At 67.6% G+C, this 24943-nt stretch carries 15 protein-coding genes; 4 read left to right on the plus strand and 11 right to left on the minus strand.

Annotation, left to right across the window (positions count from 1 at the left end):
* Window positions 1-8 precede the first annotated feature (8 nt).
* Window positions 9-2018, minus strand: a complete 2010-nt coding sequence (locus FSB78_RS04705; RefSeq protein ID WP_242008406.1) for a hybrid sensor histidine kinase/response regulator — start codon at window positions 2016-2018, stop codon at window positions 9-11.
* A gap of 431 nt (window positions 2019-2449) precedes the next feature.
* On the opposite strand from FSB78_RS04705, the gene FSB78_RS04710 reads away from it, so the two are divergent.
* Window positions 2450-3424 carry an endonuclease/exonuclease/phosphatase family protein gene (locus tag FSB78_RS04710; RefSeq protein ID WP_242008012.1) on the plus strand — a complete coding sequence of 325 codons (975 nt, stop codon included), beginning with the start codon at window positions 2450-2452 and terminating at the stop codon, window positions 3422-3424.
* Here FSB78_RS04710 and FSB78_RS04715 read toward each other — a convergent pair.
* Window positions 3408-4991: a rhamnogalacturonidase gene (locus FSB78_RS04715; protein WP_147080407.1), complete on the minus strand. Its 1584-nt coding sequence runs from the start codon at window positions 4989-4991 to the stop codon at window positions 3408-3410. The genes FSB78_RS04710 and FSB78_RS04715 overlap by 17 nt on opposite strands.
* A 26-nt stretch (window positions 4992-5017) precedes the next feature.
* Window positions 5018-8173, minus strand: coding sequence for a TonB-dependent receptor domain-containing protein (locus FSB78_RS04720; RefSeq protein ID WP_242008014.1), 3156 nt, complete (start codon window positions 8171-8173; stop codon window positions 5018-5020).
* 405 nt (window positions 8174-8578) lie between these two features.
* On the opposite strand from FSB78_RS04720, the gene FSB78_RS04725 reads away from it, so the two are divergent.
* Entirely contained in the window at window positions 8579-10162 is a 1584-nt protein-coding gene (locus FSB78_RS04725; RefSeq protein ID WP_242008016.1) for a glycoside hydrolase family 43 protein, read from the plus strand.
* A gap of 15 nt (window positions 10163-10177) precedes the next feature.
* Here FSB78_RS04725 and FSB78_RS04730 read toward each other — a convergent pair whose 3' ends face one another.
* Entirely contained in the window at window positions 10178-11440 is a 1263-nt protein-coding gene (locus FSB78_RS04730; protein WP_147080411.1) for an MFS transporter, read from the minus strand.
* Between the two features lie 244 nt (window positions 11441-11684).
* Between FSB78_RS04730 and FSB78_RS04735 the strand changes: the two genes are divergently transcribed.
* Window positions 11685-14246, plus strand: a complete 2562-nt coding sequence (locus FSB78_RS04735) for a PAS domain S-box protein (RefSeq protein WP_199743117.1) — start codon at window positions 11685-11687, stop codon at window positions 14244-14246.
* A 15-nt stretch (window positions 14247-14261) separates the two neighbouring features.
* On the opposite strand, the gene FSB78_RS04740 is transcribed toward FSB78_RS04735, so the two are convergent.
* The 5 genes from FSB78_RS04740 to FSB78_RS04760 form a co-directional block, all read right to left on the minus strand.
* Window positions 14262-15650 carry a sugar porter family MFS transporter gene (locus tag FSB78_RS04740; RefSeq protein ID WP_242008018.1) on the minus strand — a complete coding sequence of 463 codons (1389 nt, stop codon included), beginning with the start codon at window positions 15648-15650 and terminating at the stop codon, window positions 14262-14264.
* A gap of 146 nt (window positions 15651-15796) precedes the next feature.
* Window positions 15797-16894 (minus strand): alpha/beta fold hydrolase, encoded by a 1098-nt coding sequence (locus FSB78_RS04745; RefSeq protein ID WP_147080413.1) that lies wholly within the window; start codon window positions 16892-16894, stop codon window positions 15797-15799.
* Window positions 16895-16945: 51 nt separating this feature from the next.
* A complete protein-coding gene (locus FSB78_RS04750) occupies window positions 16946-19135 on the minus strand; it encodes a TonB-dependent receptor (protein ID WP_147080415.1) in 2190 nt (729 codons plus the stop codon).
* Between the two features lie 37 nt (window positions 19136-19172).
* The gene (locus FSB78_RS04755; RefSeq protein ID WP_147080417.1) at window positions 19173-19364 is read right to left on the minus strand and encodes a hypothetical protein; all 192 of its coding nucleotides are present in this window, start codon (window positions 19362-19364) and stop codon (window positions 19173-19175) included.
* Window positions 19361-20527, minus strand: coding sequence for a PepSY-associated TM helix domain-containing protein (locus tag FSB78_RS04760; protein WP_147080418.1), 1167 nt, complete (start codon window positions 20525-20527; stop codon window positions 19361-19363). The genes FSB78_RS04755 and FSB78_RS04760 overlap by 4 nt, the downstream gene beginning before the upstream one ends.
* 268 nt (window positions 20528-20795) lie before the next feature.
* On the opposite strand from FSB78_RS04760, the gene FSB78_RS04765 reads away from it, so the two are divergent.
* On the plus strand, window positions 20796-21161 hold the full coding sequence (locus tag FSB78_RS04765) for a hypothetical protein (protein ID WP_242008022.1): 366 nt from the start codon (window positions 20796-20798) through the stop codon (window positions 21159-21161).
* Window positions 21162-21182: 21 nt separating this feature from the next.
* On the opposite strand, the gene FSB78_RS04770 is transcribed toward FSB78_RS04765, so the two are convergent.
* On the minus strand, window positions 21183-21917 hold the full coding sequence (locus tag FSB78_RS04770; protein ID WP_147080420.1) for a glycosyltransferase family 2 protein: 735 nt from the start codon (window positions 21915-21917) through the stop codon (window positions 21183-21185).
* Window positions 21918-21965: 48 nt separating this feature from the next.
* Window positions 21966-24875: a TonB-dependent receptor plug domain-containing protein gene (locus FSB78_RS04775; RefSeq protein WP_147080422.1), complete on the minus strand. Its 2910-nt coding sequence runs from the start codon at window positions 24873-24875 to the stop codon at window positions 21966-21968.
* Between the last annotated feature and the right edge of the window lie 68 nt (window positions 24876-24943).

Consider the following 24943-nt stretch of genomic DNA (forward strand, 5'->3'; position numbering starts at 1 on the left):
GCCGCGGCCTAGGGCGCGCTCGTGGCGGACGCTGCGCGATGGTGCGAGATCGCTGTCTTCAGGAAGGCGACGAGCTGCGCGGCGGAATAGGGTTTGTGCAGCAGGTCGAACCCGGCGGCGCCGCCATCGGCGAGGACATCGCTGTAGCCGCTGGTGAGCACGATCGGGGTCTGCGGGTACTGCGCCCGGACGGTGGCCCCGAGCTCCAGTCCGGTCATCCCGGGCATCATCACGTCGGAGAGGACGATGTCGAACGGCGTTGCCGTCGTCGACAGGTGTTCGAGCGCCCTGTGGCCGTTCTCGGCGGCGACCACCGAATGATCGAGGTCGAGAAGCACGTCGGTCGCGAACTGCCGGACGTCGGCATCGTCCTCGACCAGGAGGATGTTCGCGCCCGCGAAGTCGACCGGGTCCAGGGGGCGAGCGGCAGCGACCGTCGGCTGGTCGGCCGAGACGGGCAGGTAGATCGTGACCGTCGTTCCCGATCCGACGTCGCTGACGATCGCGATGTCGCCGCCCGACTGTTTGGCGAACCCGAACGCCTGGGACAGTCCCAGTCCGGTGCCCAGCGTCTTTGCCTTGGTCGTGAAGAAGGGCTCGAAGACGCTCGGCAGGATATCGGCCGGGATGCCGCAACCGGTGTCCGTGACCGCGATGGCGAAGCAGTCGCGGTCCCGCTCTCCGTCATAGCCCGCCGGTGGGGGCATCCGTTCGACGCCGATCGTCAGCGCTCCGCGTCCGGCCATCGCATCGCGCGCGTTGACGATCAGGTTGATGATGGTGGTGTCGAACTGGCCGTGGTCGACCAGGATCGGGCAGGGCGCGTCGGGGATCGTCCAGGCGATGTGAATGTCCGCGCCGACGAGCGGACCGATCAACGGCGCGAGTGCGTGCAGCGCCATCCGGCAATCCAGCGGCTCGGGCTTCAGCGCCTGGCGACGGGCAAACGCCAGCAGTTGCGCCGTCAGCCTGCTGGCCCGGTCGGCGGCTTCGGCGATCGCGGCGGTATAGCGCTGGCGCCGCGCCTCTGCGAGGCCGGGTCGTTGCAGCAGATCGACCGACCCGCGAATGACGGTCAGCAGGTTGTTGAAATCATGCGCGACCCCGCCCGTCAGCTTGCCGATCGCTTCGAGCTGCTGCGCATGCCGCAACCGGTCCTCGACCTGCCGCAGGGCTTCCGCCTGCGCCTTGGCGTCCGAGATGTCACGGCCGGTGGCGTAGATGGACTGGCCCTGCGGCGCGGCGACCCAGGACATCCAGCGCACGCCGTTCCCCTTGTCGAGGAACCGGACCTCATAGGCCGGCAAAGGACCCTGCGCCGCCTGCGCCAGCACCGCGCGCGCGTCCGCCCGATCGTCGGGATGGATGAAGTCGAAGACCGACCGCCCGGTCATGTCCTCCGGCTGCCATCCCAGGATCCGCGCGGCCGCCGGGTTCACCGCCTCGAAGATCCCGGCATCGTCGAGGATGACCAGCATGTCCTGTGAGTTGCGCCACAACAGTTCGCGCTCGGCGATCACGCGGCGGTTCACGGCGACCTCGAGCGTCGTTTCGCGACAGGCGCAGAACAGCCCCGCGACGGCACCGGCGGCATCGCGGACCGGGGTGTACGAGAACGAGAAATAGGCGTCCTCGAGATAGCCGTAGCGATCGAGCGACAGCAGCATGTCCGCCTCGTGCACGGCCTTGCCCTCGAAGACGCGCTGGAACAGCGGCGCCAGCATCGGCCATATCTCCGCCCAGACGTCGCGGCATGGTCGACCCAGCGCGGCGGGATGCTTATTTCCCAGCACCTGCGCATAGCCGTCATTGTACAGCATCAGCCGGTCCGGTCCCCAGGCGGTGAACATCGGCTGATCGGACCCGAGCATCACGCCGACCAGCGTGCGCAGCGCCTCCGGCCAGTGTTGCGGCAGCCCGAGCGCGGTGTCGCACCAGGGATGGTTGCGCAGCCGGCCGGCCATCTCGTTCTGATCGTCCATGAACGAGCTGGCAGCGGACGCGAGGCCGTGCTCCATCAGCACCACGTCCGTATGGCAGTGCAGGATGCAGCGCAGACTACGGGCATAGTTCCTCGTCCTCCGGTCGAAGACGACGCCATCCGTGCGGATACGCGACACCGGTCTTCACCAGGGACGAGCGCGTATCATGTCGTTGAACTCCAATCTCTTACATGGATCATTCGGAGATGACCCGCGGCCGGCCTGCAGGGGTACGTTATGGGGAGGGACGGGCTGCCCGTGAAGGATACGGTCTTCGCCGCGCGTCGCGCTGGACCCGCGAGGTGCGGGGTTGCGTTCTCGGCGGGTACTTCTCACAGCGCGGACTTCGCATGCCAGTCCTGGACCATCGCCGCTTTTCCCCTTCCGCTCGACGGTGGCGGCCTGCCGTCGTCATGCTGGGGCTGCTGGCCGGCTGCGCCTCGCTGCCGCCGCCCCGGACGAACGTGATGTCGGCCAGAGCTGCCAGGCCGATCGCGATATCCGCCGACGGGCTGCGGCACAGCACGACCTTCGACGTTCTCACCTTCAACATCGAGGGCCTGGGCTGGCCTGCCCGTAGCGGTCGTGGTCCATCGCTGGAACGGATCGGTGCGGTCCTGCGCGCCATGGCGGCCAGGGGCGACGCGCCCGACGTCGTCATGATCCAGGAGATGTTCAGCCCGGCCGCCGTCCGCGCCGTCGCGGGCCTCGATTATGCCAACATGGTGACGGGCCCGTCCCGGACGCAGCGGAAACAGCTTGCGGGGGCAGGCGTCATGCCGGCGCCCTACAGATGGAAGAAGGGCGAGCTCGGGCTGCATCTGGCGGGGTCGGGCCTCGCGATCCTCAGCGCGTTTCCGATCCTCGACACGCGGTCAGAGCCGTTCGGGCGGCGGCGGTGCGCGGGGTTCGACTGCCTGAGCAACAAGGGCATGCTCTATGCGCGGATCGCGGTGCCCGGCGTTCCCGGGACGATCGCCCTGTTCAACACGCACCTCAATTCGCAGGGCGCCTCGCGGGTGTCGCCCAAGCGTCACGCCCGCGCGCACCGGCTTCAGGTCGAGGAACTGGGCAAGTTCGTGGCGGCGGTCGGCAGTCCCGACGTGCCGACCGTGCTCGGCGGCGACTTCAACATGCGCGGCTCGGCGATCCGGTTCGAGCGGTTCCGCAACGTCACCGAACCCTTCGAGATCGTCCACGAATGGTGCACCGACCAGCCGCTGCGCTGCGACACGCGCATATCGTGGGACGGCGACGAACCCTGGATGGACACGCAGGACCTGCAGCTGTTCGAAAGCGGGGCCGACGTGCAGATCATACCGATCCGGGTCGAAGCGATGTTCGACGGGTCGGCCGGCAGTCCGAAACTGTCCGATCACGACGGCTTCCGCGTCACCTACCGCGTGAGCTGGCGGACGCCGGCGCCTACACCTCGCCCGTGAAGGGCCCGGGCAAGGTCCGGTCGGGAACGCGCCGGCTGCCGAAGCTGCGAAAGCCGGTGACATCCTTCAACACGAACCCGACACCGGCGGGCACCTTGACGCGGAAGGCGTCCGCATCGGCGACGTCGTCGAAGCGGAACGCCGGGCGCGCATCGGCGGCGGCGACCGCGATCTCGATGTTGCTGAGCTCCAGGTTGCGCGCGTGGCGGACGAACAGCCCGGTCGCGGGCAGGTCGCCGAACATCGTCGCCTCGGGATAGCCGAGCTCCTCCTCGGGCGGCTGCAGCTTCGCCATCGCCGCGGGCGCGCCGCCGACCTGGTGCAGGAACACGTCGCTGATCCGGACGTCCTCGATCGGATGCCCGGCGAGCCCGGCGATGACGGAGGGCAGGAGCGTCGCGTTCGAACTGACGATGTTCTGGATCAGGATCCGCCGCATCGTGCCGATCGGCCGGCCCTTGGGCCCGCGCATCCGCCGGCCGAGCCGCAGGAACAGCGGCGCGTCGACGATCCCGCGCATCGTGATGTTGCTGACCACCACGTCCTCGATCATCGCGCCGTCGACGGTCTCGAACGCGAGCCCGCGGCTGTCCTCGAAGATGCAGTTGGTGACCGCGATGTTGCGGAACCCGCCATTGGTCTCGGTGCCGAACTTGATGCGGCCGTGGATCAGCTTCGAGAAGGACGCCGGCATCTTCTGCCAAGTGCCGTCGATGACCGAACCGATCTTGTAGTTGCCGGTCACCAGGCAGTTGGCGATCGTCAGGTTCTCGGTGATCCGCGGTTCGCCGAGCGCATAGCTGCTCTTGGGGCAGATAGCGTCGTCATAGGGCGCGTTGACGGTGCAGTTGCTGACGCGGACGTTGCGGCAGCAGTCGATGTCGAAGCCGTCCCGGTTGGTGTCGACGAGCAGATTGTCGATCGTCAGGTTGTCGACGCCCGTCGCCAGCAGCGCGAACCAGCCACCCTCGAGCAGCTTGAAGTCGCGCAGCAGCACGTTGCGGCAGTTCTTGAGCGCAATCGCCTTGTTGCCGGTGCCCGGGCCGTTCGGGTCCTTCAGCCAATTGTCCTTGCCGTCGCCGCGGCCCAGCCCCTTGCCCCAGATCAGGCCGGCGCCGACGATCGCGATATCGTGGAGTCCTTCGCCCCAGATCAGGCTGTTCTTCCAGTGGCTGTGGCCGAAATCCTGGAACGCGTCCCAGGGATTGGGCTCGGCGATGTCGTAGCCGGTCGTGCCGTTCGGCGCGGCGGCGAGGATCGTCGCACCGTTGTCGAGATGCAGCGTGACCCGGCTCTTCAGGCGGATCGTGTAGCACGCATAGGTGCCGGCGGGGATATGGACGGTGCCGCCGCCGCGCGCTGCTGCGGCGTCGATCGCGCGGTTGAACGCAGGTGTGTCGATCGTCGTGCCGTCGCCCGTCGCGCCGTAGTGGCGGACGTCGAGCCAGCCGCTGGGCCCACCATTGGGGGAGCCCGTCACGACGGGCTCCGCGCGACCGGCCGTGGCGCCGGAGAGCGCGGCGAGCCCGGCGCCCCCCATGATGATCGAACGGCGGTCCAAGGTCATTCGCGTCACTCCCGGTCGACGGTGGATCAGAACTTCAGCGTCGCGCCCAGGAAGAACTCGGTCCCCAGCACGTCGTAGGTCGCCGCGAAGGTGTTCGCACTCGGCCCCTGCGTGGTGATCGGCGGGTTGTTGTTGAAGACGTTGTTGGCGCCGCCGAACACCTCCACGCCCTTGGCCAGGTCATAGCTGAACGACACGTCGAAGTAATTCTCGTCGCCCAGTTTGGGGAAGGCGATGCTGTCGAGCGTCGGCGTTGCGGCGGACCCCTGGCGCAACGGCACGACGAAGCGGTCGGTCGTCACCGGTCCGACATAGCGATGCCGGACGCTGAGGCTCAGATCCTCGATCGTCCAGGTCAGCCGCGACGTGCCGCGCCAGCGCGGCAGCGGCTGGCCGCAGGTCGGGCCGTACGACCCCGCGCACTTGTTCTGGATGGTGGGAAGCGCCGCGACCGGGGTCGAGGTGAATTCCGCCAGCCAGGTATAGTTGGTGCCGAACTCGAGCTTGCTGCTGGTGCCGATACCCGGCAGCCCGAAGCCCAGATCGAGCCGGTAGCGCGCCGCGAAGTCGAGGCCCGAGGTCTTCAGCGAGCCAGTGTTGGCGTTGAGGATACGCGCGACATAGGGTTCGTTGACCTCGCCCGTCGTCGGGTTGCGCGCGATCGCGCGGCAGAAGTCGCTGCCGGCATCCTGCAGCACGGTGTAGCAGAGGTTGAACGTGTTCTGCAGCCCGCCGCCCAGCGCCGACACCGCGCCGTCGAGCGTGATGTTGAAATAGTCGACGCTGAGGAACAGCCCGGGGACCATGCGCGGGGTGATCACCGCGCCGACCGTGTAGGTGTCCGACTTCTCCGCGCCGAGCGCGGTGTTGCCGCCGAAATCCGCCGGGATGATCGGATTGGGCTGGACGCTCGCGGTGAAGACGTTCGCCGCCGGCACACCGGTCGCGACGCACACCGCACGCACCGCCGCGGTCTGCTGCGCCACGGGGGCCCGGCTCGAGCACGGGTCGGTCGCGACGCTGACGACGCGGGTCACGCCGCCGAACAGCTCGGACACGTTGGGCGCGCGGATCGCGCGCTGATACTGGCCGCGGAAGGCGAGGTCGCGGTTCACGCGCCAGTCGAGACCGCCCAGATAGGTCCACACCCCGCCGATGCCGCCCAGGCTGTACTTGGAATAGCGGAACGCGCCGTTGGCGACGAGGCTCTCGATGAACGGCGTGTCGTGGATCAGCGGCACGCGGACTTCGCCGAACACCTCCTTCACGTTGACGCTGCCGCGCGTCGGCAGGCCGGGGTTGAAGCCGGCGACGTCCCCCGACGAGAGAAAGGCGTCGGGCGAATATTGCGCGCTCGTCTTGCGCCATTCGAAGCCCGACGAGAAGCCGACCGGGCCCGCGGGCAGCTGGAACAGCGTTCCGGTCAGGCTGCCTTGCGCGACCTGCTGCTTGGCGATCGTGGTGTTGACCGCGCTGATCGAGATTGCCGAGACGCAGGCGGCGTTCACGTTCTGCCCGAAGATGTTGCAGACCGGCGCCGCGCCGCCGACCGACAACAGGTTCGCCTGCAGCCGGCTGCGCGAGATCGCGTTGTCCAGCGTCAGCGTGTCCTTGCTGCGCGCATAGGTGTAATAGGCGTCGTACTTCAGGTCGCTGAGGAAGCTCTCCGACACGTCGCCGAGCGAACCGCGCACGCCCCAGGCGCCACGGAAGACGTTGCGCTGTTCCTTGGCGAGGCGCGGACCGACTTCGACATAACGACGTCCGGCGGTCAGCACCGCGAGCCCGTCGCCGCGTACCGTCGTGCGGCTGGTGGTGCCGCTGGGCACCGTCGTCGTACCCGTCTCGGCCTGGTCGAGCTGGTTCAGCACGCCCTGCAGCTGCGGCGTCAGATACGGATTGTTGACGTTGAACAGCGTCGGCGCGCCGACATTGGTGGGCGCGAGCCGCGCGTTCACCGTGTTCCGGCTGTAGTGCAGCTCGGTATAGGCGGTGATCGCGTCGCTGAAGTCGTAATGCGCGAACCCGTTCGCCATCCAGCGCTTCATCGGCTGGATCAGGTAATTGTCCGGCCCGAGGTTGAAGTCGTCCTGCGGCGTGATCTGCGGCCGTGCTGCGGTGCCACCATCGTTGAAGGTGAAGCCGCGCGTCGTCAGCTGGCTGAGCCCTGCCGCGGCATAGGCGGCGTTGAGCGCGGCGTTGCTGCCGCCGGCGGCCGGGATGCCGGAGAAGCGGCCGTTGGGGATATCGCCGCTGCCGCCCGCGATAAAGCCGAGCGCACCGCCGCCGGCGACGCAGCCCAGCCCGGCGGCGGGAGTGAAGGGCGTGCCCTTGCCGTTCGCGCTGACGCTGTCGCGCGTGACGCAGCCGTCGTTGAGCGAGTCGAAGGCGAAGCTGCCGCGCTGGCCGCGCGTGATCGCGCCGCGCTTCAGATAGTTGCCGGCGACGACGATGTTGCCGCGCCCGTCGCCGAAATTGGTCCCGGCGGTCAGGTCGACATTGTACACGGGGGTACCGGTCGGGCGGTCGATATTGACCTGCGAGCGTGCCTCGACGCCGGAGAAATCGTCACGGATGATGAAGTTGACGACGCCCGTGATGGCGTCCGAACCGTAGACTGCTGACGATCCGCCGGTGACGATCTCCGTCCGCTCCACCAGGCTCGACGGGATCGTGTTGAGATCGGTGACCTGTTCGGGACCGAAGATCGCGAAGCGGCGGCCGTTGACCAGCACCAGGTTGCGCGTCGAGCCGAAGCCGCGAAGGTTGACGTCGGCATAGCCGCCCGGAACCGTGTTCGAGGTCGCACCGCCCAGTTGCGAGCCGACCGCCTGCGGGATCTGAGACAGCGTCCGTTCGACGTTGACGTTGCCCGACAGCTTGATGTCGTCGGCGTTGACGACGCTGACCGGGGTGGAGGCGTCGAAGCCGGTGCGCGCGATGCGCGATCCGGTGACGACGATGTCGGCGGCCGCGGCGGGATCGCCCTCGGGCGTGGCGGTTGCGGCGGGATCGGTCTGGCCGGTCGCGGGAAGCGGCTGTGCGGCGGCGTCGGCCGGCGCGGTGGCTGCACCCGGCTGCGGCGCGGTCTGCGCGGCGACGGGCTGGAACGCCATGCCGAGCGATGCGAGCATCGTCCCGCACAGGATGCGCGTCCGACGGCGTTGGATCGAAGCCTTCATGCTATCCTCCCTTTCGACCGCGCAGCACACACCGCCGGCCATCCCTGCTCGGAACGGGTTTTCCCCCGTCTCCGCGTTACATCATGAAATGGCTTGTCATTTCACAATGTGGGAACATTCTTTAATTGATCGAGAATGAATGTCAAGCGGTAGCGGTACCGTGAGTATTGAACGGCAGGCTTTGGTGACAACTGGCTAAGTCCCTCGGTAGCGCCACCGCAGATCGTCCCGGCCGCCCGTCTATTGTCTGTGTAGATGGCCAAATTTGTACGTTTTTCGCTTGAGGGTGATCGAATACAGCTCGGCCGTCCGCAATCGGTGCCGCAGAAAACCGGTGGCAAGACTTTACGATAGCGGTATCTTGGCGGGGAGCGGCGCGTAGCCGGCGGCTGGGGAGAGATGGATTTGACCGATCGTTACCGGGTCCTGGTGATCGCGCCACTGCTCGCGCTGTGCGCGATGGCGTCGGGCGCTACGCCGCGGACCTATGCCAATCCGATCCTCTATGCCGACTATTCCGACCCCGACGTGATCCGCGTCGGGCGCGACTACTACATGGTCGCCTCCAGCTTCCACTTCTCGCCCGGCATCCCGATCCTGCGGTCGCGCGATCTCGTGCACTGGACCATCGTCGGCCATGTCCTGCCGCGCCTGCCGTTCGCCCCCGAATACGACATGCCGGGGCCGCACACGCTGACCGACGCGATCTCGAAGCCGATCGGGGGGACCCGCTATGCCGGTGGCGTCTGGGCGCCGTCGATCCGCTTCCATGCCGGGCGCTTCTACGTCTATTTCGCGACCCCCGACGAAGGCATCTTCATGGCCAGCGCCGCGCGGGTGGACGGTCCCTGGGACCCGCCGGTGCTGGTCGTCGACCAGCCCAGGCTCGAGGATCCGTGCCCGTTCTGGGACGATGACGGCACCGCTTGGCTGGTCCATTCGCGACACGGTGCCGGACCACTGATCCTGCACCGCATGTCACCCGACGGCCGCCGCGTGCTCGATACCGGCACGATCATCGTCGAAGACAAGGCGCGCCTCCCCGTTCTCGAAGGCCCCAAGCTCTACAAACGCAACAGCTATTACTACATCCTAGCCCCCTTCGGCGGCGTCGAAACCGGCGCGCAGGTTGCGCTGCGCGCGCGCAAGATCACGGGCCCCTACGAGCAGCGCGTCGTGTTGAGCCAGGGCGCCACCGCGCTCAAGGGGCCGCACCAGGGTGGCTGGGTCGAGACGCCGTCGGGGCAGGGGTGGTTCGTCCATTTCAACAGCACCGGCGCGTTCGGGCGGATCAGCTATCTGGAGCCGCTGGTTTGGAAGGACGACTGGCCGGTGATCGGCGCGGGCGGCCAGCCGGTCGCGGCGTTCGCGATGCCGGACACCGGCAGCCCGCCGACCAGCGATGCGCTGCAGGAATCGGACAGTTTCTCCGGGACGCGGCTCGGTCCGCAATGGGAGTGGAACCACAATCCCGACGACCGCCGCTGGAGCCTCGCCGCGCGGCCCGGCTATCTGCGGCTCGTTGCGGGTTCCGCCGAGCATCTGGTGACCGCGCGCAACACGTTGACTCAGATCCTGCAGGGCCCGCGCGCGCGGGTCACGGCGCGGTTCGACGCCAGCAGGATGCGCGACGGCCAAAGGGCCGGGCTGTCGCTGTTCGGCGTCGAGCCGAGCTGGATCGGTCTGGTCCGCGACAGAGTGCAGGTGCGCGTGACGATGGCGGTCAAGGGTGCGGAAACGGCCGGCCCCGCGCTCGACAGGGGCACGATCGACCTGCGCGCGGACGTCGGACCGGAGCAGACCGTGCGCTACAGCTACAGCCTGAACGGCAGGTCGTTCCTGCCGATTGGCGATGCCGTCCCGCTCGCGCGCTTCTCATGGTGGAAGGGATCGCGTCCCGCGCTGTTCAGTTTCACGCGCGGTGCGCCCGGCGGGTCGGTCGACATCGACTGGGTGATGGTCGATCACCCGAGCCCGGCGAACCGCTGACAGGCGGTCGACAGGTCAGCGTTGCGTTTCCGGCATCGCGGTCAGGTACAGGACGAACCCGGCCGCGGCGATCGCAGCCAGCGTGAGGAAGCTGGCGGTGTAGCCTGCCCACACGATGATCGTGCCGGCGAGCGTCGCGGACAAGGCGGCGCCCAGGCCGAACACGCTCGATACGATACCCTGGCTGACGTTGAAACGCCCCGTGCCGCGGGTCAGATCGGCGACGACGACGGGGAACAGCGCCCCGAAGATGCCGGCACCGACACCGTCCAGGGCTTGGACGCCGACCAGCCACCACGGATCGTTCGATACCGTATACAGCGCACCACGCGCGGCGAGGAACGCGAAGCCGACGAGGAAGATCGGCTTGGTACCCCAGCGTTCGGTATTCCGCCCGACGACAATCGCGACCGGCACCATGACCAGCTGCGCGGCAACGATGCAGGCCGCGGTGAGCGACGTCGCCTGATCCTTGCCGACGGTACGCGACAGCAATTGCCCGACCGAGGTGAGCATGGCGGCATTCGAGAGATGGAACAGGAACGCGATACCGGCGAATGTCAGCAATGGCCGGTTGGCGATCAGCGTGCGCCATCCGCCGGGCTCGTCGCAGCCCTCGTCGGGTTCGCAATCGAGCCCGCGGGCTACCGCGTTGTCGATGTCGTCGTTGTTCAACCGCAACGTCACCGCGATGCTCGCGACGGTAAGACCGGCCATCAGCCAGAAGACGACGACGGGCCCGAATTTCCAGGCAAGCACGCCGGCCAGTCCTGCCGATACCGCGTTGCCGGCATGGTTGAACGCTTCGTTGCGCCCCACGCGCTTGGCGAACATCTTCGGCCCGACCAGACCGAGCGTGATCGCCGACAGCGCGGGTGCGAAGATCGCGCCAGCGGCGGCGGCGATCGACTGGGTGATCGTAACCATCGTGAAGCCCGACACGAACGGCAGCGTGAGACTGCTGATCGTGACTAGAAGGGCGGCCACGATGACAAGGCGGGGCTTGGTGCGGCTGCGATCGATCAGGCCGCCGGCCGGAGTCTGCGACAAGAGACCGACGATGCCGGCAATCGTCAGCACCATCCCGACGGTCGCCTCGTTCCAGCCATGCGCCGGCCCGCGCACCGCCAGCAGATAGATGGCGAGATAGGGACCCAGACCGTCTCGGACGTCGGCGAGAAAGAAGTTCAGCGCATCGAGCGTGCTGTTGGCGGACCGCGGCGGCGCGGAACGTATCTCCTTTGCCCGGCCAGCAGGCCGATTGTCCGCGTTCGTCATCAATACTCTCCACGGACTTGCTGATCTTAACATGCGCTAAAGCCTATCTTCGACCTAATGTTCCACGCTCCGCGAGCGTAAGCCGGCCGGTCGGTGAAGCTTTGTCCCGGGCAGGCCGGGAACAGGGATCTCCGAGCGGTTCAAGAACTTGGCGGTGGCGGATGGAAGACTGACCGGGGAACGGAACTGCCGCGATACACCCGGTCACCTTTCGGCATCGGCGAACAGGCGCTAACGACTTGTCATGGATTCGCAGCCCGTCGCCGATGCCGCCTCGCTTTCCGAGGACCTGAAATTCCTGGCCGGTGGTGGCGAGGCGGCACGGCTGATCCTGGAGCGGGACTGGTCGAGCCATCCGCTGGGGCCGCCGGCGGACTGGCCGGACAGTCTGAAATCCAACCTGAGCACGGTGCTCAATTCGCCCGAATCGATGATCCTCGCCTGGGGCAGCGAGCCGCTGAGCTTCTTCTTCAACGACGCCTATTTCCCGTTGCTCGGTCCGCGAGTGTCGTGGGCGATGGGGACGCCGTTCCATATCGTGTGGGCCGATGCCTGGGAGCAGGCAAAGCCGATCATCGACGAGGCGTTCGCCGGCCGCAGCCAGCGCTTCACAGACCTGCCGTGGAGGCTCGACACGGACCGAGGCGCCGCCGACACCTGGTTCACGTTCTCCTATTCCCGGATCCTCGACCCGCAGGGTGCGATCGCGGGGCTCTTCATCTTCACCAACGAGACCACCGAGCGCGTGCTGGCCGATGCTGCGCTCCGCCAGAGCGAGGAGCGGCTGCGGCTCGTGGTCGAGGGGGCGAAAGACCATGTGATCTTCACGACCGACGTGGGTGGGATCATCACGACCTGGTCGGCGGGCGCGCAGTCCGTCCTGGGATGGTCGCCGGACGAAGCGATCGGGCAGTCGGCATCGATGATCTTTATCGAGGAGGACCGCGCGAAGGGTGCCGACGTTCGCGAGATTGCGGGGGCGGTCCGCGATGGCTGCGCGATCGACGAACGCTGGCACCTCCACCGGAATGGCTCGCAGGTCTTCCTGAGCGGGTCGATGCACCCGCTGCCGCCCGACGCGCAGGGCAATCCGCGCGGGTTCCTCAAGATCGCCCGCGACGAGACCGAACGCCGAGAGGCCGAGCACGCGTTGCGGGCGAGCGAGGCGGCGGCGAAGGTCGACGCGCAACGCGTCCAGCTCGCGCTGGCGGCGGGCGCCATCATCGGCACCTGGGTCTGGGACCTGCCGAACGATCGCTTCACGGTGGACGAACCCTTCGCACGGGCGTTCGGGCTGGATCCCGCCATGGGCCGCGAAGGCCTCAGCCTCGAACAGGTGGTCGCGACCGTCCATCCGGAGGACCAGGCGGGTCTTGCAGACGCCATCAACGAGGCGATCGCGCGCGGCGGGGCCTATGCGCATCAATATCGCACGCGGCGGGCGAACGGGCAGTACCACTGGCTGGAAGCGAACGGCCGCGTCGAGCATGCGCCCGACGGGACGCCGCTGAGTTTCCCCGGCGTTCTCATCGACGTCGAGGATCGGCGCAAGCTGTCGGAGGAACGCGACCGCGCGCTGACCGAGCTGCGGCGCCTCAACGACACGCTCGAGCAACGCGTCGCGGCGCGAACCGCCGATCTGATGCAGGCCGAAGAGGCGCTGCGTCAGGCGCAGAAGATGGAGGCGGTCGGCCAGCTGACCGGCGGACTGGCGCACGACTTCAACAATATGCTAACGGCGGTGACGGGCGGGCTCGAACTGCTGAGCCACCGGGTCGCTGCAGGGCAGTACGACAAGCTCGATCGCTACATGACCATGGCGCTCAGCGGTGCGCATCGTGCCGCGGCGCTCACCCAGCGGCTGCTCGCCTTCTCGCGCCGCCAGACGCTGGCGCCGGTCTCCGTGGACGTGGACGAGCTCGTCGGCAGCATGACGGAGATCGTCAGCCGGACACTCGGCCCCTCGATCGAGCTGCGGGTCTCGACCACCCCGGACATCTGGCGCGTGCTGGCGGACGCTCCCCAGCTGGAAAGCGCGTTGCTGAACCTGTGCATCAATGCGCGGGATGCGATGCCTGACGGCGGGGTCCTGACAATCGAAACGGGCAACAAGACTCTTGATGTACGCTCCGCCGCGGCTCAGGAGCTCCCCGAAGGCGACTACGTCTCGCTGTGCGTCACCGACACCGGTACCGGCATGCCGCCGGACGTGATCGCGCGCGTGTTCGACCCGTTCTTCACCACCAAGCCGATCGGCGAAGGCACCGGCCTTGGCCTGTCGATGATCTACGGGTTCGTCCGGCAGTCCGGTGGCCAGGTGCGGATCTATTCGGAAGTCGGGATCGGCACGACGATGTGCCTCTATTTGCCGCGGCTCATGGGGACCGGACAGGGGATCGAGGAGGTTGCCAAGCCGGCGGACCGGCTTCGCGCCGGGGTCGGGCAGACGGTGCTGCTCGTCGAAGACGAGGACGCGATCCGGGAGCTGGTCACGGAGATCCTCAGCGAGGCCGGCTACCGGGTGCTGACGGCCAAGACCGGGCCGCTCGGTGTCGCCCTGTTGCAGTCGGGCGAGCGGATAGACCTGCTGATCACGGACGTCGGCCTGCCGGGCGGTCTCAACGGACGCCAGGTGGCGGACGCGGGACGAGCCTTCCGGCCGGATCTCAAGGTGCTGTTCGTCACGGGATATGCGGCCAATGCCGCCGTGGGCGCCGGGCATCTCGACACCGGCATGGCCGTGCTGACCAAGCCGTTCAATATTCTCGATTTGGAGCAGCGGGTGGGGAAGATGCTTTCGATGTAGCGCTGCGGGTGTGCGTTACCGCAGGTCGACGCCGAGCCTGGCCTCCATTTCCTCGAGCGGAACGCCTTTGGTTTCGGGGAAGTACAGCAGCACCACGACGAACTGCACGGCCATCATTGCGGCGAAGACGAGGAACGGCAGCCCGGCCGACCAGGCGGCGACGGTCGGGAAGACGGCCGCGATTGCCGCGTTCAGGCCCCAGTGCGTGCTGGCCCCGACCGCGCTGCCGCGAGCGCGCACGGCCGTGGGAAAGACTTCGCTGATATAGACCCAGATCACGGCGCCGGTGCTGGGCGCGAAGAAGGCGATGAAGCCGATCAGCGCATAGAGCAACACGCCGTCGGGCAGGACGTGGAGGAGCGCCAGCCCGGCGATGGCGAGGCACACCGACATGCCGGCGGCACCGACCAGAAGCAGCGTGCGCCGCCCGAGCCGGTCGATCAGCAGCATGCCGACCAGCGTGAAGACCATGTTGACGACGCCGATGATGATCGCCTGCAGGTTGGGCGACAGATCGCCGGCCTTCGCGAAGATATCGTTGAGGTAATAGAGGATCGCGTTGATCCCCGACAGCTGGTTGAAGCCCGAGACCAGGATGGCCAGCACGATGGGCTTGCGGTGGCGCGTCCAGGACAATGCCACCTGCTCGGTGCTCTGCGACAGCGCCTGGCGGATCGATGCGATCTCGGCATGTGCGGCGTCGCCGGTCATCCCGATCCGCGCGAGTGCAGCGGTTGCTTCGTCGGTCTCGCCGCGGCCCACCAGCCAGCGGGGGCTGTTGGGAATGCGGAACAGCAGGATCATGAACAGCAGCGCGGGCGCCGCGGCGACGCCGAGCTTCCACCGCCATTCGGCGTCGCCCAGGCCCATCGAGGCGATCACCGCGTTGGAGACATAGGCGAGCAGGATGCCCAGGATGACGTTGAACTGGAACATCGCGACGAGCGTGCCGCGCCGGCTGGGGGGCGCGACCTCGGCGATGTAGACTGGCGCGAGGACCGACGATCCGCCCACCGCCAGCCCGCACAATACCCGGAAACCCATCAGCGAACCCCAGTTCCACGACAGCGCGCTGCCGACGCCCGCGACGATGTAGAAGACGGCGAGGATGCGCAGCGTGTTGCGGCTGCCGAAGCGATCGCCGGGCTTGCCCGCGAACAGCGCGCCGATCAGCGTCCCCCAAAGCGCGGACGAGACGGTGATCCCGAGCCAGGTCGGCGTCAGCGCGAACTCGCGCGTCAATGCGTCGGTCGTGCCGGAAATCACCGCGGTGTCGAACCCGAACAGCAGGCCGGCAAGCGACGCCGTGGCGATACACGCCAACAGCCCCGGAGTGAGCAACGAGGGTTCACCAGGCGTAGGGGGGGGCGTGGGCGTGGTGGACGGGACGGCGGTGGCGGCCATATCGATAGTATCCGTTGCAAGCTCGGCATGACTACGCACGAGACGTTGAAAACGCTGCAGATTGCGGGCGGCCCGGACGAACCGGCGAGCGGGATGAGGACGTACGGACCGCACCGGCCATCACGTCGGGCCCCGCCTTGTCCGCACTAGTCGGTTCGTCGGAGCAGGTCTGCAAGGTCCTGTTTCCAGAACCGGGCGGCGGTGTGGGTGCCATGGCCGCGGGTATCCGCGCTCTCCGGGATCATCCGGAAGCGCGCGTCCTTCATGCGGGCGACCGCGCGTTGCGGGTAGTCGAGCGCGCGGGGATTGATGAAGTCGTCGGCCGAATTGATCCACGTCGTGGGGGCGGTGATCGCCTCCAGCCGGGACCAGGGCGCATAGGTTCGCGACGCATCGAGCTGATAGACGAGGTCGTTGGCGTCCGTCCCGGCGATCGATGCCGCGACGCGCTGTTCGGCGAATGCCTCGGCTGCGTCGCGCCCGGGGTAGCGATCCTGGAAGTAGAGCGGCGCGGCGCCCGCGACGAACAGCAGGCTGGCGGCCGTGCGCAAGCCCTGGACCGGGGGCGTGGCGTACTCGCCGCCCGCCCAGGCCGGATCGGCCTTGATCCCGTCGATCGCCAGTTTCCGCCACATGCGGTTGAGCCCCGCGATCTCCACGGGTTCGCAGGCAAGCGGCATGAGCGCGCGGGCGAAGTCGGGGTATGTTTCGCCCCAGACCAGGCTTTGCATGCAGCCCATCGAGGTTCCCATGATCAGCCGCATGCGGCGGATGCCGAGCCCGTCGTGGAGCAGGCGGTACTGCGCCTCGACCATGTCGTCATAGTCGTAGTGCGGGAACCGCATGTGCAGCCCATCGGACGGCTTCGACGATGCGCCATGGCCGATGCCGTCGGGGAGGATTATCCAGTAGCGCGTGATGTCGAGCGGTTGCCCCGGGCCGTAGAGCTCGTCGGCGAATTGCGGGCTGAGAAACTGGCGACCCGTACCGCCCGTGCCGTGCAGCACCATGACCGCATTGTCGATCTCGCCCCGGGCATTCCGGTGGGGCTGCCCCAGCATCGTGTAGGCAATGCGCAACGCCGGCAGGGCGTCGCCCGAGCGGAAGCGAAACCCGCGAATGGTGTAGTGCGCATCGCGCGCCGGCCATTTCGAGGTCGGCGGGGCTGTCTTGACCGCCGGGGTGAGCGGCGGCGTCTGCGTGGCGGCGGCCTGGAGCAGCAGGAGCGAGAGGAGAAACGACATGGCCTATCGTTGCGCCTAACCCTGCCGTACGCAAGCGTCGCGAGCTCGATCCTACAGGTCCATCGACGCCGACAGCTTGACCGTCCGCGGCGCGCCTTGCAGCAGGTCGGGGCGCGAGCTGTCGAAGGCGGTCGCCCAATATCGCTTGTTCGCCAGATTATCGACGCCGACGCGCAGCGTCAGCGGCCGGTCGCTGACCACCGCGACATAGCGGGCGCCGAGGTCGAAGCGGGTCCAGCTCGGCAGTGACAGCGTGTTCGCGGCGTTGGCGGGCTGCTCGCCGGTGTGCACGACGCGACCGGTCAGCGTCAGCGCCCGGACGAACGGCAGGTCCCATTCGGCGTTGCCGTTGATGAGGTAGTCCGGCACGCCGGCCACCTTGCGCCCTTCGTTGAGCCCGTTGGTCTGACGCCGCAACCGCGCGTCGAGCACCGACCCGCCGGCGATGATCCGCAATCCCTCGATCGGCTCTGCCTGGAGGCTCAGCTCGATCCCCTTGTTGCGCTGCAGCCCCGAGGCCTCGAAGCGCGCTGCGTTGGCAGGCGGTGCCGGGAGCGCGGTCGCGATCGCGGTCGCCCGTTCGGTCTTGAAGAACGAGAGGCTCGCGGTCAGCATGTCGAGGGTCAGCTTGCCGCCGACCTCGTACTGGGTCGAGCGGAACGGCGGCAGTACCTCGCCGACATTGACGATGTTGAGGCCGCCGCTGATCGGGGGTGCGGTCGCGCCTTGCACGAGCGCCTCGATGCGGTTGGCGTAGAGCGAGACATGGTCGACCGGCTTGACCACCACGCCTGCAACCGGCGTAATCGCGTCCTTGCGATACTCGCCGCTCTGCAGCGCGGTCATGTTCGAATAGCTCTTCACCACGATCTGCTGCAGGCGCAGCCCGCCCGTCAGCAGGATGCGATCGTCCCACAGACCGATGGTATCCGATGCGAACGTACTCGTCAGGCGGGTCCGCGAGATCGGGAAGGGATCGTCCAGGTTCCCGCCGCGCGAGGTGACACGACTGGGTTGCGGCACGACGACCGGCGCATAGATATTCGTAGTGCCTGACGAGATCGCGTAGAATTCGAACGCATTGCGGTTGGTCAGCCAGTTCATCGACCCGCCGACGTTGAATTCGTGGGTCACGCCGCCCGCGGCAAGCTTCACGCGTACGCCCGCCTGTGCGGCTTCGTTGTTGTCGGTGCGGGGGATCAGCGAGCCCGACACCGACGCCGTTCCGGTCGTCGCGTCGAGCAGCGACAGCGTGCTGTAGAAGCCATCCTCGGATCCGTCGCGCGCACCGAAGGCGGCATAGGCCATCGCCGCGTCCGACAGGTCGTATTCCGCGCGGAACTGGCCGTAGACGTCGCGCAGGTTGGTGAAATAATAGGGCTGGCCGTAATTGGTCGTGGCCTTCGGCACGCGTGGAATGACCGTGATCGCAGCGGGGAGCGTCAGCTTGGGCCGGATCTGGTTCACCCGCACCTTCTGGTAGGCGAGATCGAGCGACAGTCTGAGCGGACCATTGTCATAGTCGATCGCACCGCCCAGCAGGTAGGCGCTGCGGAATTCGTCGTCGATCGCGACATCGCCGCGCCGCGCCGCGCCGTTGATACGCACGCCCCATTCGCCACCGGCACCGAGGCGGCGACTGACGTCGAAGCTGCCACCGACATGCCCGCTGGACGTGTAGTTCGTCGTCAGACGGGTCAGCGGCGTCCTGCCCGCGCGCTTGGGGACGAGGTTGACGCTGCCGCCGATCCCGGTGCCGCCCGGGGCCGCGCCGTTGAGGAACGCGCTCGCCCCGTTCAGGACCTGGACCGCCTCATAGAGTTCGGGCGCGATCAGCTGGCGCGGGGTGATGCCGTAGAGGCCGTCGAACGCGATATCGTCGCCGGACAGCGCGAAGCCGCGGATCACGAACTGCTCCGCGGCGTTGCCGAAGCCATAGCTCGTCCGCACCGACGGGTCGTTGTCGAGTACCTGGCCGAGCGTCTGCGGCTGCTGGTTGAGGATCAGCGCGGCATTGTAGCTCTTGATCTCGAAGGGGACGTCTTCCGCCGGTTTGTCGCCGAGAACGCCGACCCGCCCGTCGTGCGTCACGCCGGTCCGGTTCGCCTTCTGCGCAGTGATGACGATCTCTTCGGTGCGGTCGTCGGCCGCGCCCTCCTGCGCGGTGGCGGGACATGCCAAGGCCAGTGCGGATACGCCGGCCGTCAGGCGCAGGAAAGAGCGGGTCTTGGTCACGGGCATGTCCTTGATGGCGCCGGCTGCGGCGCGATGATGTCGTTCAGGTGCGGCGGGCGCGCATGGCCCAGGCGACGGTCAGGATCGGTACGGCGAGACCCGCCCACGACAGCGCGTCGCGCCAGCCGTCGCCGGTCAGCGCCGCGATCAGCGCGACGATCGTGAGCGCTGCGATCACCAGGGGGGCGGCGAAGATCGCGCGGAGGCTTTGCCGCGACGGTCGGCGCTGCGTCATTCTGCGGGCATCACGACGCCGCCGGTTTCGACTTCGCGGACATGCGCCGCGGACGAGGCACGTCGCTTGCCGAGCCACAGGTACAGGCCGGTGACGAGAACCACGATCGTGAACAGGTCCAGCACGGCCCACAGGATCTTGAGGGGTAGCCCGCCATAATCGCCGAAATGCAGCGGGCGCGAGAGCGACAGCGCCTTGTTGTACCAGGGCATCGACCGCGCGGTCGTGAACGCACCCGTCTCGGCGTCGATCAGTGCGGGCGTCAGCAGATGCTGGGTCAGCGGCGTGTCGCCCTGGAAGAACACGGCATAATGATGCTTCGAACTGAAGCTGCCACCCGGAAAACCGATGAACTGCGGATTGTTGCCTGGCAGCGCTTTCCGCGCCGCGGCCATCGCGGTGTCCAGCGAGCCGTACCGCGAGGGCGGGAGCGCCGCCTTGCTCGCATAGGCGCGCGTCATCGCGGCCAGCTCGTTCCGCTGCCAGAGGGCGTTGATCGGCTTTTCCAGCGTGTTGATCACGCCGGTGAGCCCGACGACGGTCATCCACGCCAGCGCGACGATGCCGAGCAGGTTGTGATAATCGAGCCATTTCAACCGCGTGCTGCGCGACGTTCTGAGCGTGCCGAAGGCGAGCCTGCGCATGAAGGGGGCGTAGAGCACCACGCCGGACACCAGCGCGGCGGTGAACGCGAGGCCCATCGCGCCCAGAAACAGCATGCCCGGCAGCCCCAGGAACATATCCGTATGGAGATCGAGCAGGAACCGCATGACGCCCCCGCCGCCTTCCTTCGTCAGCAGCGCGCCGGTCGACCGATCGAACACCATGGTCGTCATCGCGGACCCGGGCGCGTCCGGCGTCGGTCCGGTGGTGATCGTCATCGACGGCTGATCATTGTCGAATGCCATGAACAGCGGCACTTCGCCGGGCCGGGCGGCGAGCGCTTTGGCCATCATGGTATCGAGGGGGAGCAGGCCCTGCGCGGTGCCGGACGAACCGACGCCGGGCATCCCGAACTGCTGGGTGCCGCCACCCATCTGGTCGATTTCGTCGCTGAAGATGAGCGGCAGGCCCGTGACGCACAGCATCAGCAGGAACAGCGTGCAGACCAGGCTGGTCCATTTGTGCACGAGATACCACGCGCGGATCGAGGGACTCGTCATCAGGGTGCGTTTGCCGGGAAGTTGATATCAATTCGCAATAGCGCCGTACGCAGCCGTGCATGCGCTGTCAATTTGATCTTGGCCTGGCGGAGGGTGGGGGAGACGGATCGGAGGCTGAATGAGCCACCTGCGGCGTGTTTGGTAGTTTTCGGCCCGAACGGCTGCCAACACTACTAGAAACCAACGATCGGGACGGAGGGTTCTGCACCCGGAACCATCAGCTTGAGCGCCGCTCCGGTTGGACATGGCGCCGACAACAGGGGTGTTTATGTCAGACTATCGACGGGTCGCACGCGTCACGGGTATCGTTGGAATGGGGATCGGCCTGGCCTCGCTGGCCGCGTGCGTGAACCCGTCCGCGAGGATCGCGACGTCGCTCGAGGGCTATGGCTTCCAGCCTGCCCAGTCGCAGTGTGTCGGCGACCGTCTCGAGGCGAACCTGTCGCTTGGTCAGCTCCAGCAACTCGGGCGTGCAGCCAGGGCATCACGCGACGGCGACACGACGCCCGGCCGCCTGACCGCGAGCGACTTCGTCCGCGTGTCCGGCCAGGTGAAAGATCCGAAGGTCCCGTTCGAAGTCGCCAAGGCTGCCGCCGCGTGCGGCATCCTGACCGACCCGGCGTCGCCGCTCTAGTCTCAATCCGTCGGCTGGATCCTATGCGTCGAGACGGGCGAGGTACGGATGTGCCAGCACGCGATCGGCGTTGCGCGCGCCGATCGCGGTGTCGTTGACGAGGCGGCTGCCCGCCACGGTGCGATACAGCGCGACGCAGTGATCGACCCGGGCGAAACGCGCGCCGGCGGCGGCGACGCGCGTGTAGAAATCCCAGTCGTTGCAATTGTGGAAGCTGGGGTCGAAGCCGCCGACATGCTCGACCGACGCGCGGCGGACGATCGACCAGCTCGGACCGATCACGCCGCCGCTCGCGAGCCCGCGGCGGATGCAGTCGCCGTCCCAGCCGCATTCGGGCGCTTGCGGCGCGCCATCGCTCTCGACGCGCGAGAAATGGCCGACGACGATGTCGTGCGGCCCGTTCGCGGCACCTTCGAGAAGCGCGCGGGCGGCGCCGGGCAGCCAGACGTCGTCGCTGTCGAGGAACGCGATCCAGTCGGCCAGCGACAAGCCAGTGCCGGTGTTGCGCGCCTGCGATGCGCCGACGTTGCGCGGCAATATGACCGCCTCCACCGACGGGTGCGCCGCAGCGAGCGCGCGGAGGACCGCGGCGCTGTCGTCGGACGAGCCGTCGTCGACGACGATCACGCGGACCGGCGCGGGGTCCTGCGCGAGCACGCTGGCGACGGCGTCGGCGACGACGTGCGCGCGGTTATGGCATGGGATGACGACGTCGTAGGTCGCGAGCGGGGTGAACCGGATTGGGGGTGCTGGCATGGCACGCTCCTCGCCGGTTTTCACCGGGCGATCAAGCGTGCCACCGTATCAACGACCGCCGAACCGGACCTTCGCGCCCGCGTAGAAATACCGCCCGACCGGCGAGATCGGGACGTTGGTCTGGAAGCCGATATCGGGCTTCTGGTCCGCCAGATTGTTGACCCCGCCGTAGAAGGCGAAATCCTCGGCGACCTCGACCTGCGCCTGCACGTCGTGCTGCCACAGCGCCTTGTACCGGAAATAGCGCGGATCGACGAGCGTCGCGTTGCCGTCGGTCTCGAACCGGCTGAACCGCCGCACGCCATTCTGCCAGCGCAGATTGTAGCTCACCGTCAACGGACCGTTGATCCAGGTCGGGGAGAAGGTGGCGTTCCATTTGGGCCGGAAGATCTGGTCGACGTTGTTCTCGACCTCGGCACCCGGCGTCGCGACCTGTTCGAGCGTGTCGAGATACCCACCGACCAGCCGGACGTCGAAGGTCCCGATGCCGGCAGTCTGGAAGCGATAGGCCAGGTTCAGCTCCGCGCCCGCCGTGCGGAACGCCGAGACGTTCGCGGGCTGGACGGTGTAGCCGTTGATGAAGCCGGTACCGCGGGCACGGCTGATCTGTCCGCAGAACGGGTTGTCGAGCGTCGGCTGGTCGACGCAGAGTTCGGCGATGCTGTTGGCGGCGTCGCCATTCGGGTTGTTGATCGCATCGCGCAGGCGGATGTCGTACCAATCGATGCCGATCGACAGGCCCGGTACGAAATCGGGTCGCAGCACGACGCCCGCGGTCCAGGTCCGCGCGACCTCCGCCCGCAGATCGGCATTGCCCGACACCGAGCCGGGAATGAAGATCGTCGCGTCGGGGTTGTTCTGCGCGGTGAAGGTCGCGGGGTTGCCGCCCAGGCCGCTGATCAGCGCGACGCAGTTGGCGGCGCGGGTAGAGGTGCCGAGGGCGCGGTTGCCGAGATAGCAGGGGTCGGAGAAGAACGCGCTCGACCCTGTCGTCGGACGAAACAGTTCGCCGATATTGGGCGCGCGCACCGACCGGCCATAGGAGCCGCGGAAACTGATCGCGCGGATCGGCGCCCAGATCGCGTTGAACTGATAGGCCTTGGTCGACCCGACGGTCGAATAGTCCGAATACCGCCCCGCGGCGCCGAGCGACAGCAGGTGGAAGAACGGCCGGTCCTTGAGAAGCGGTGCGTTGAGTTCGCCGAACGCCTCCCAGACGTCGAAACGGCCGCGCGATGCAGTCGGAATGATATATTCGTCAAACTGGTAGAAGGCGTTGTCGACGAGCGCCTGGGCGGGCGTGAAGCGGCTCGATTCACGCCGATATTCGCCGCCGACCGCGAAAGCGACCGGGCCGCCGGGCAGCGTGAAGGCCTGGCCGAAGTCGCCGGTCAGCGAGGCGTTCGCCACATGCTGCGTGATCCGCGCGTCGCTTTCCGGGTTGCTGAGATAATAGGCGAAGGAGGCGGGGTCGACGGTGGTTCCGCCGAACGTGTTGACCGGGACACATCCCGCCGCACGCGCCGTCGCCGACCGGCAGACGATCGTGCCGCCGGGCCCGCGAACGGCGTCGAGTGCCTCGAGGAAGCGGGTATTCAGACGGTCGTTGAGCTTCGTCGCGCGGACATCGGTCTGCCCGTAGGTATAGGAGACGTCGTAGCTGGCATGGTCGGTCAGCCGCCCTGTAACATCGACGACGCCGCGATAGGTCCGCCGGCGATCGGTCTCGCCGCGGCGCGGGATGTCGAAATTGTTGCGGTTGACGTCGACCGAGGTCAGTCCGGCCGCGCGTGCCGCGTTGAGGATACTTGCCGGGATGAACGGATTGTCGAGCGCGATCGTCGCCGGATAATTGCCGCCATAGCCGCTGAAGCTGGTCACCGTCGACTGGACGAATTTGCCCTCGAGGCTGATCTTGAACGCGTCGGAGGCGTCATAGTGCGCGAGCGCATTGCCGGCGTGGCGGCGGGTGCGGGGGAAGATGTCTCCGATGTAGCCCGCGACCGGCGTATCGTCGCCGCCGACCGTGTAGCCGTCGTTCTGCAGGAAGCGGCCGGGCGTGTAGATCGCGCCGTCGCCGCGGAACGTCTGGTCGCCGATATACACGATCCCCTGGTTCGAACTGTAGGGATAGCGCAGGTCGCCGACCGGTGCCTTCTGGTAGCTGCCCGCGCGGGTCGGGTCGTAGCCGTCGACATTGACGAAATACTGCCGCTGCTGGCCGGCGAGATAGCGGCGGTCGTCGTTGGCGAGCGGTTGGTCGGCGTTGTATTCGTACGCCAGCGTGACGTTCGCGCGGTCGTCGGCGAAGTTGCGCCCGGCGACCAGCGAGGCGAAGCGGTTCGCGGCGTCGCCTCGCTCGGATATCCCGAACTGCGATCGCGCCATCACGCCGTCGAAGTCGCGCTTCATCACGAAGTTGACGACGCCCGACACGCCATCGGCCCCGTACACCGCCGACGCGGCACCGGTAAGGACGTCGACGCGGTCGATCAGGTCGGTCGGGATCGCGTTGATGTCGACCGCGGCGGTGTCCGGCTGGCCCGCGACATGACGGCGGCCATTGACGAGCACCAGCGTGCGCGTGGGGCCGAGCCCGCGCAGGTCGAGCAGGTTGAGCCCGACCTGGCCGAAGCTGCCGTCCGCCTGGTTGCTGCCCGCGGTGCGCGTGCTGTCGAGCGAGTTGGTCAGCGCGGGGACGCGCTGCAGGAAGGTGGTGACGTTGGTGTTGCCCGATTGCTGGAGATCGGCGGCGCCGAACGAGACGATCGGGTTGGGGGCTTCGTAGTCGGGCCGCTGGATTCGCGAACCGGTGACGACGATGTCGGCGGCGGAAGAGTCGGAGGCGTCCGGGGTCGCCGCGTCCGGAGCGGGCGGCACGGTCTGCGCCTGCGCGACCGATGCGACGAGCATGGCCGCGCCGGACAGACAAAGGCGGCGGCGATGGGTACGCGACATGCTTCTCTCCCTGTGTGCCGGCTTGTCCCCCGCCGGCGTCGTTGCCGGCACCTTAGGGCAATCCTCCG

Origin of the sequence: Sphingomonas ginsenosidivorax (assembly GCF_007995065.1) — a bacterium.
In the GTDB taxonomy this organism is placed as follows: Bacteria; Pseudomonadota; Alphaproteobacteria; order Sphingomonadales; family Sphingomonadaceae; genus Sphingomonas; species Sphingomonas ginsenosidivorax.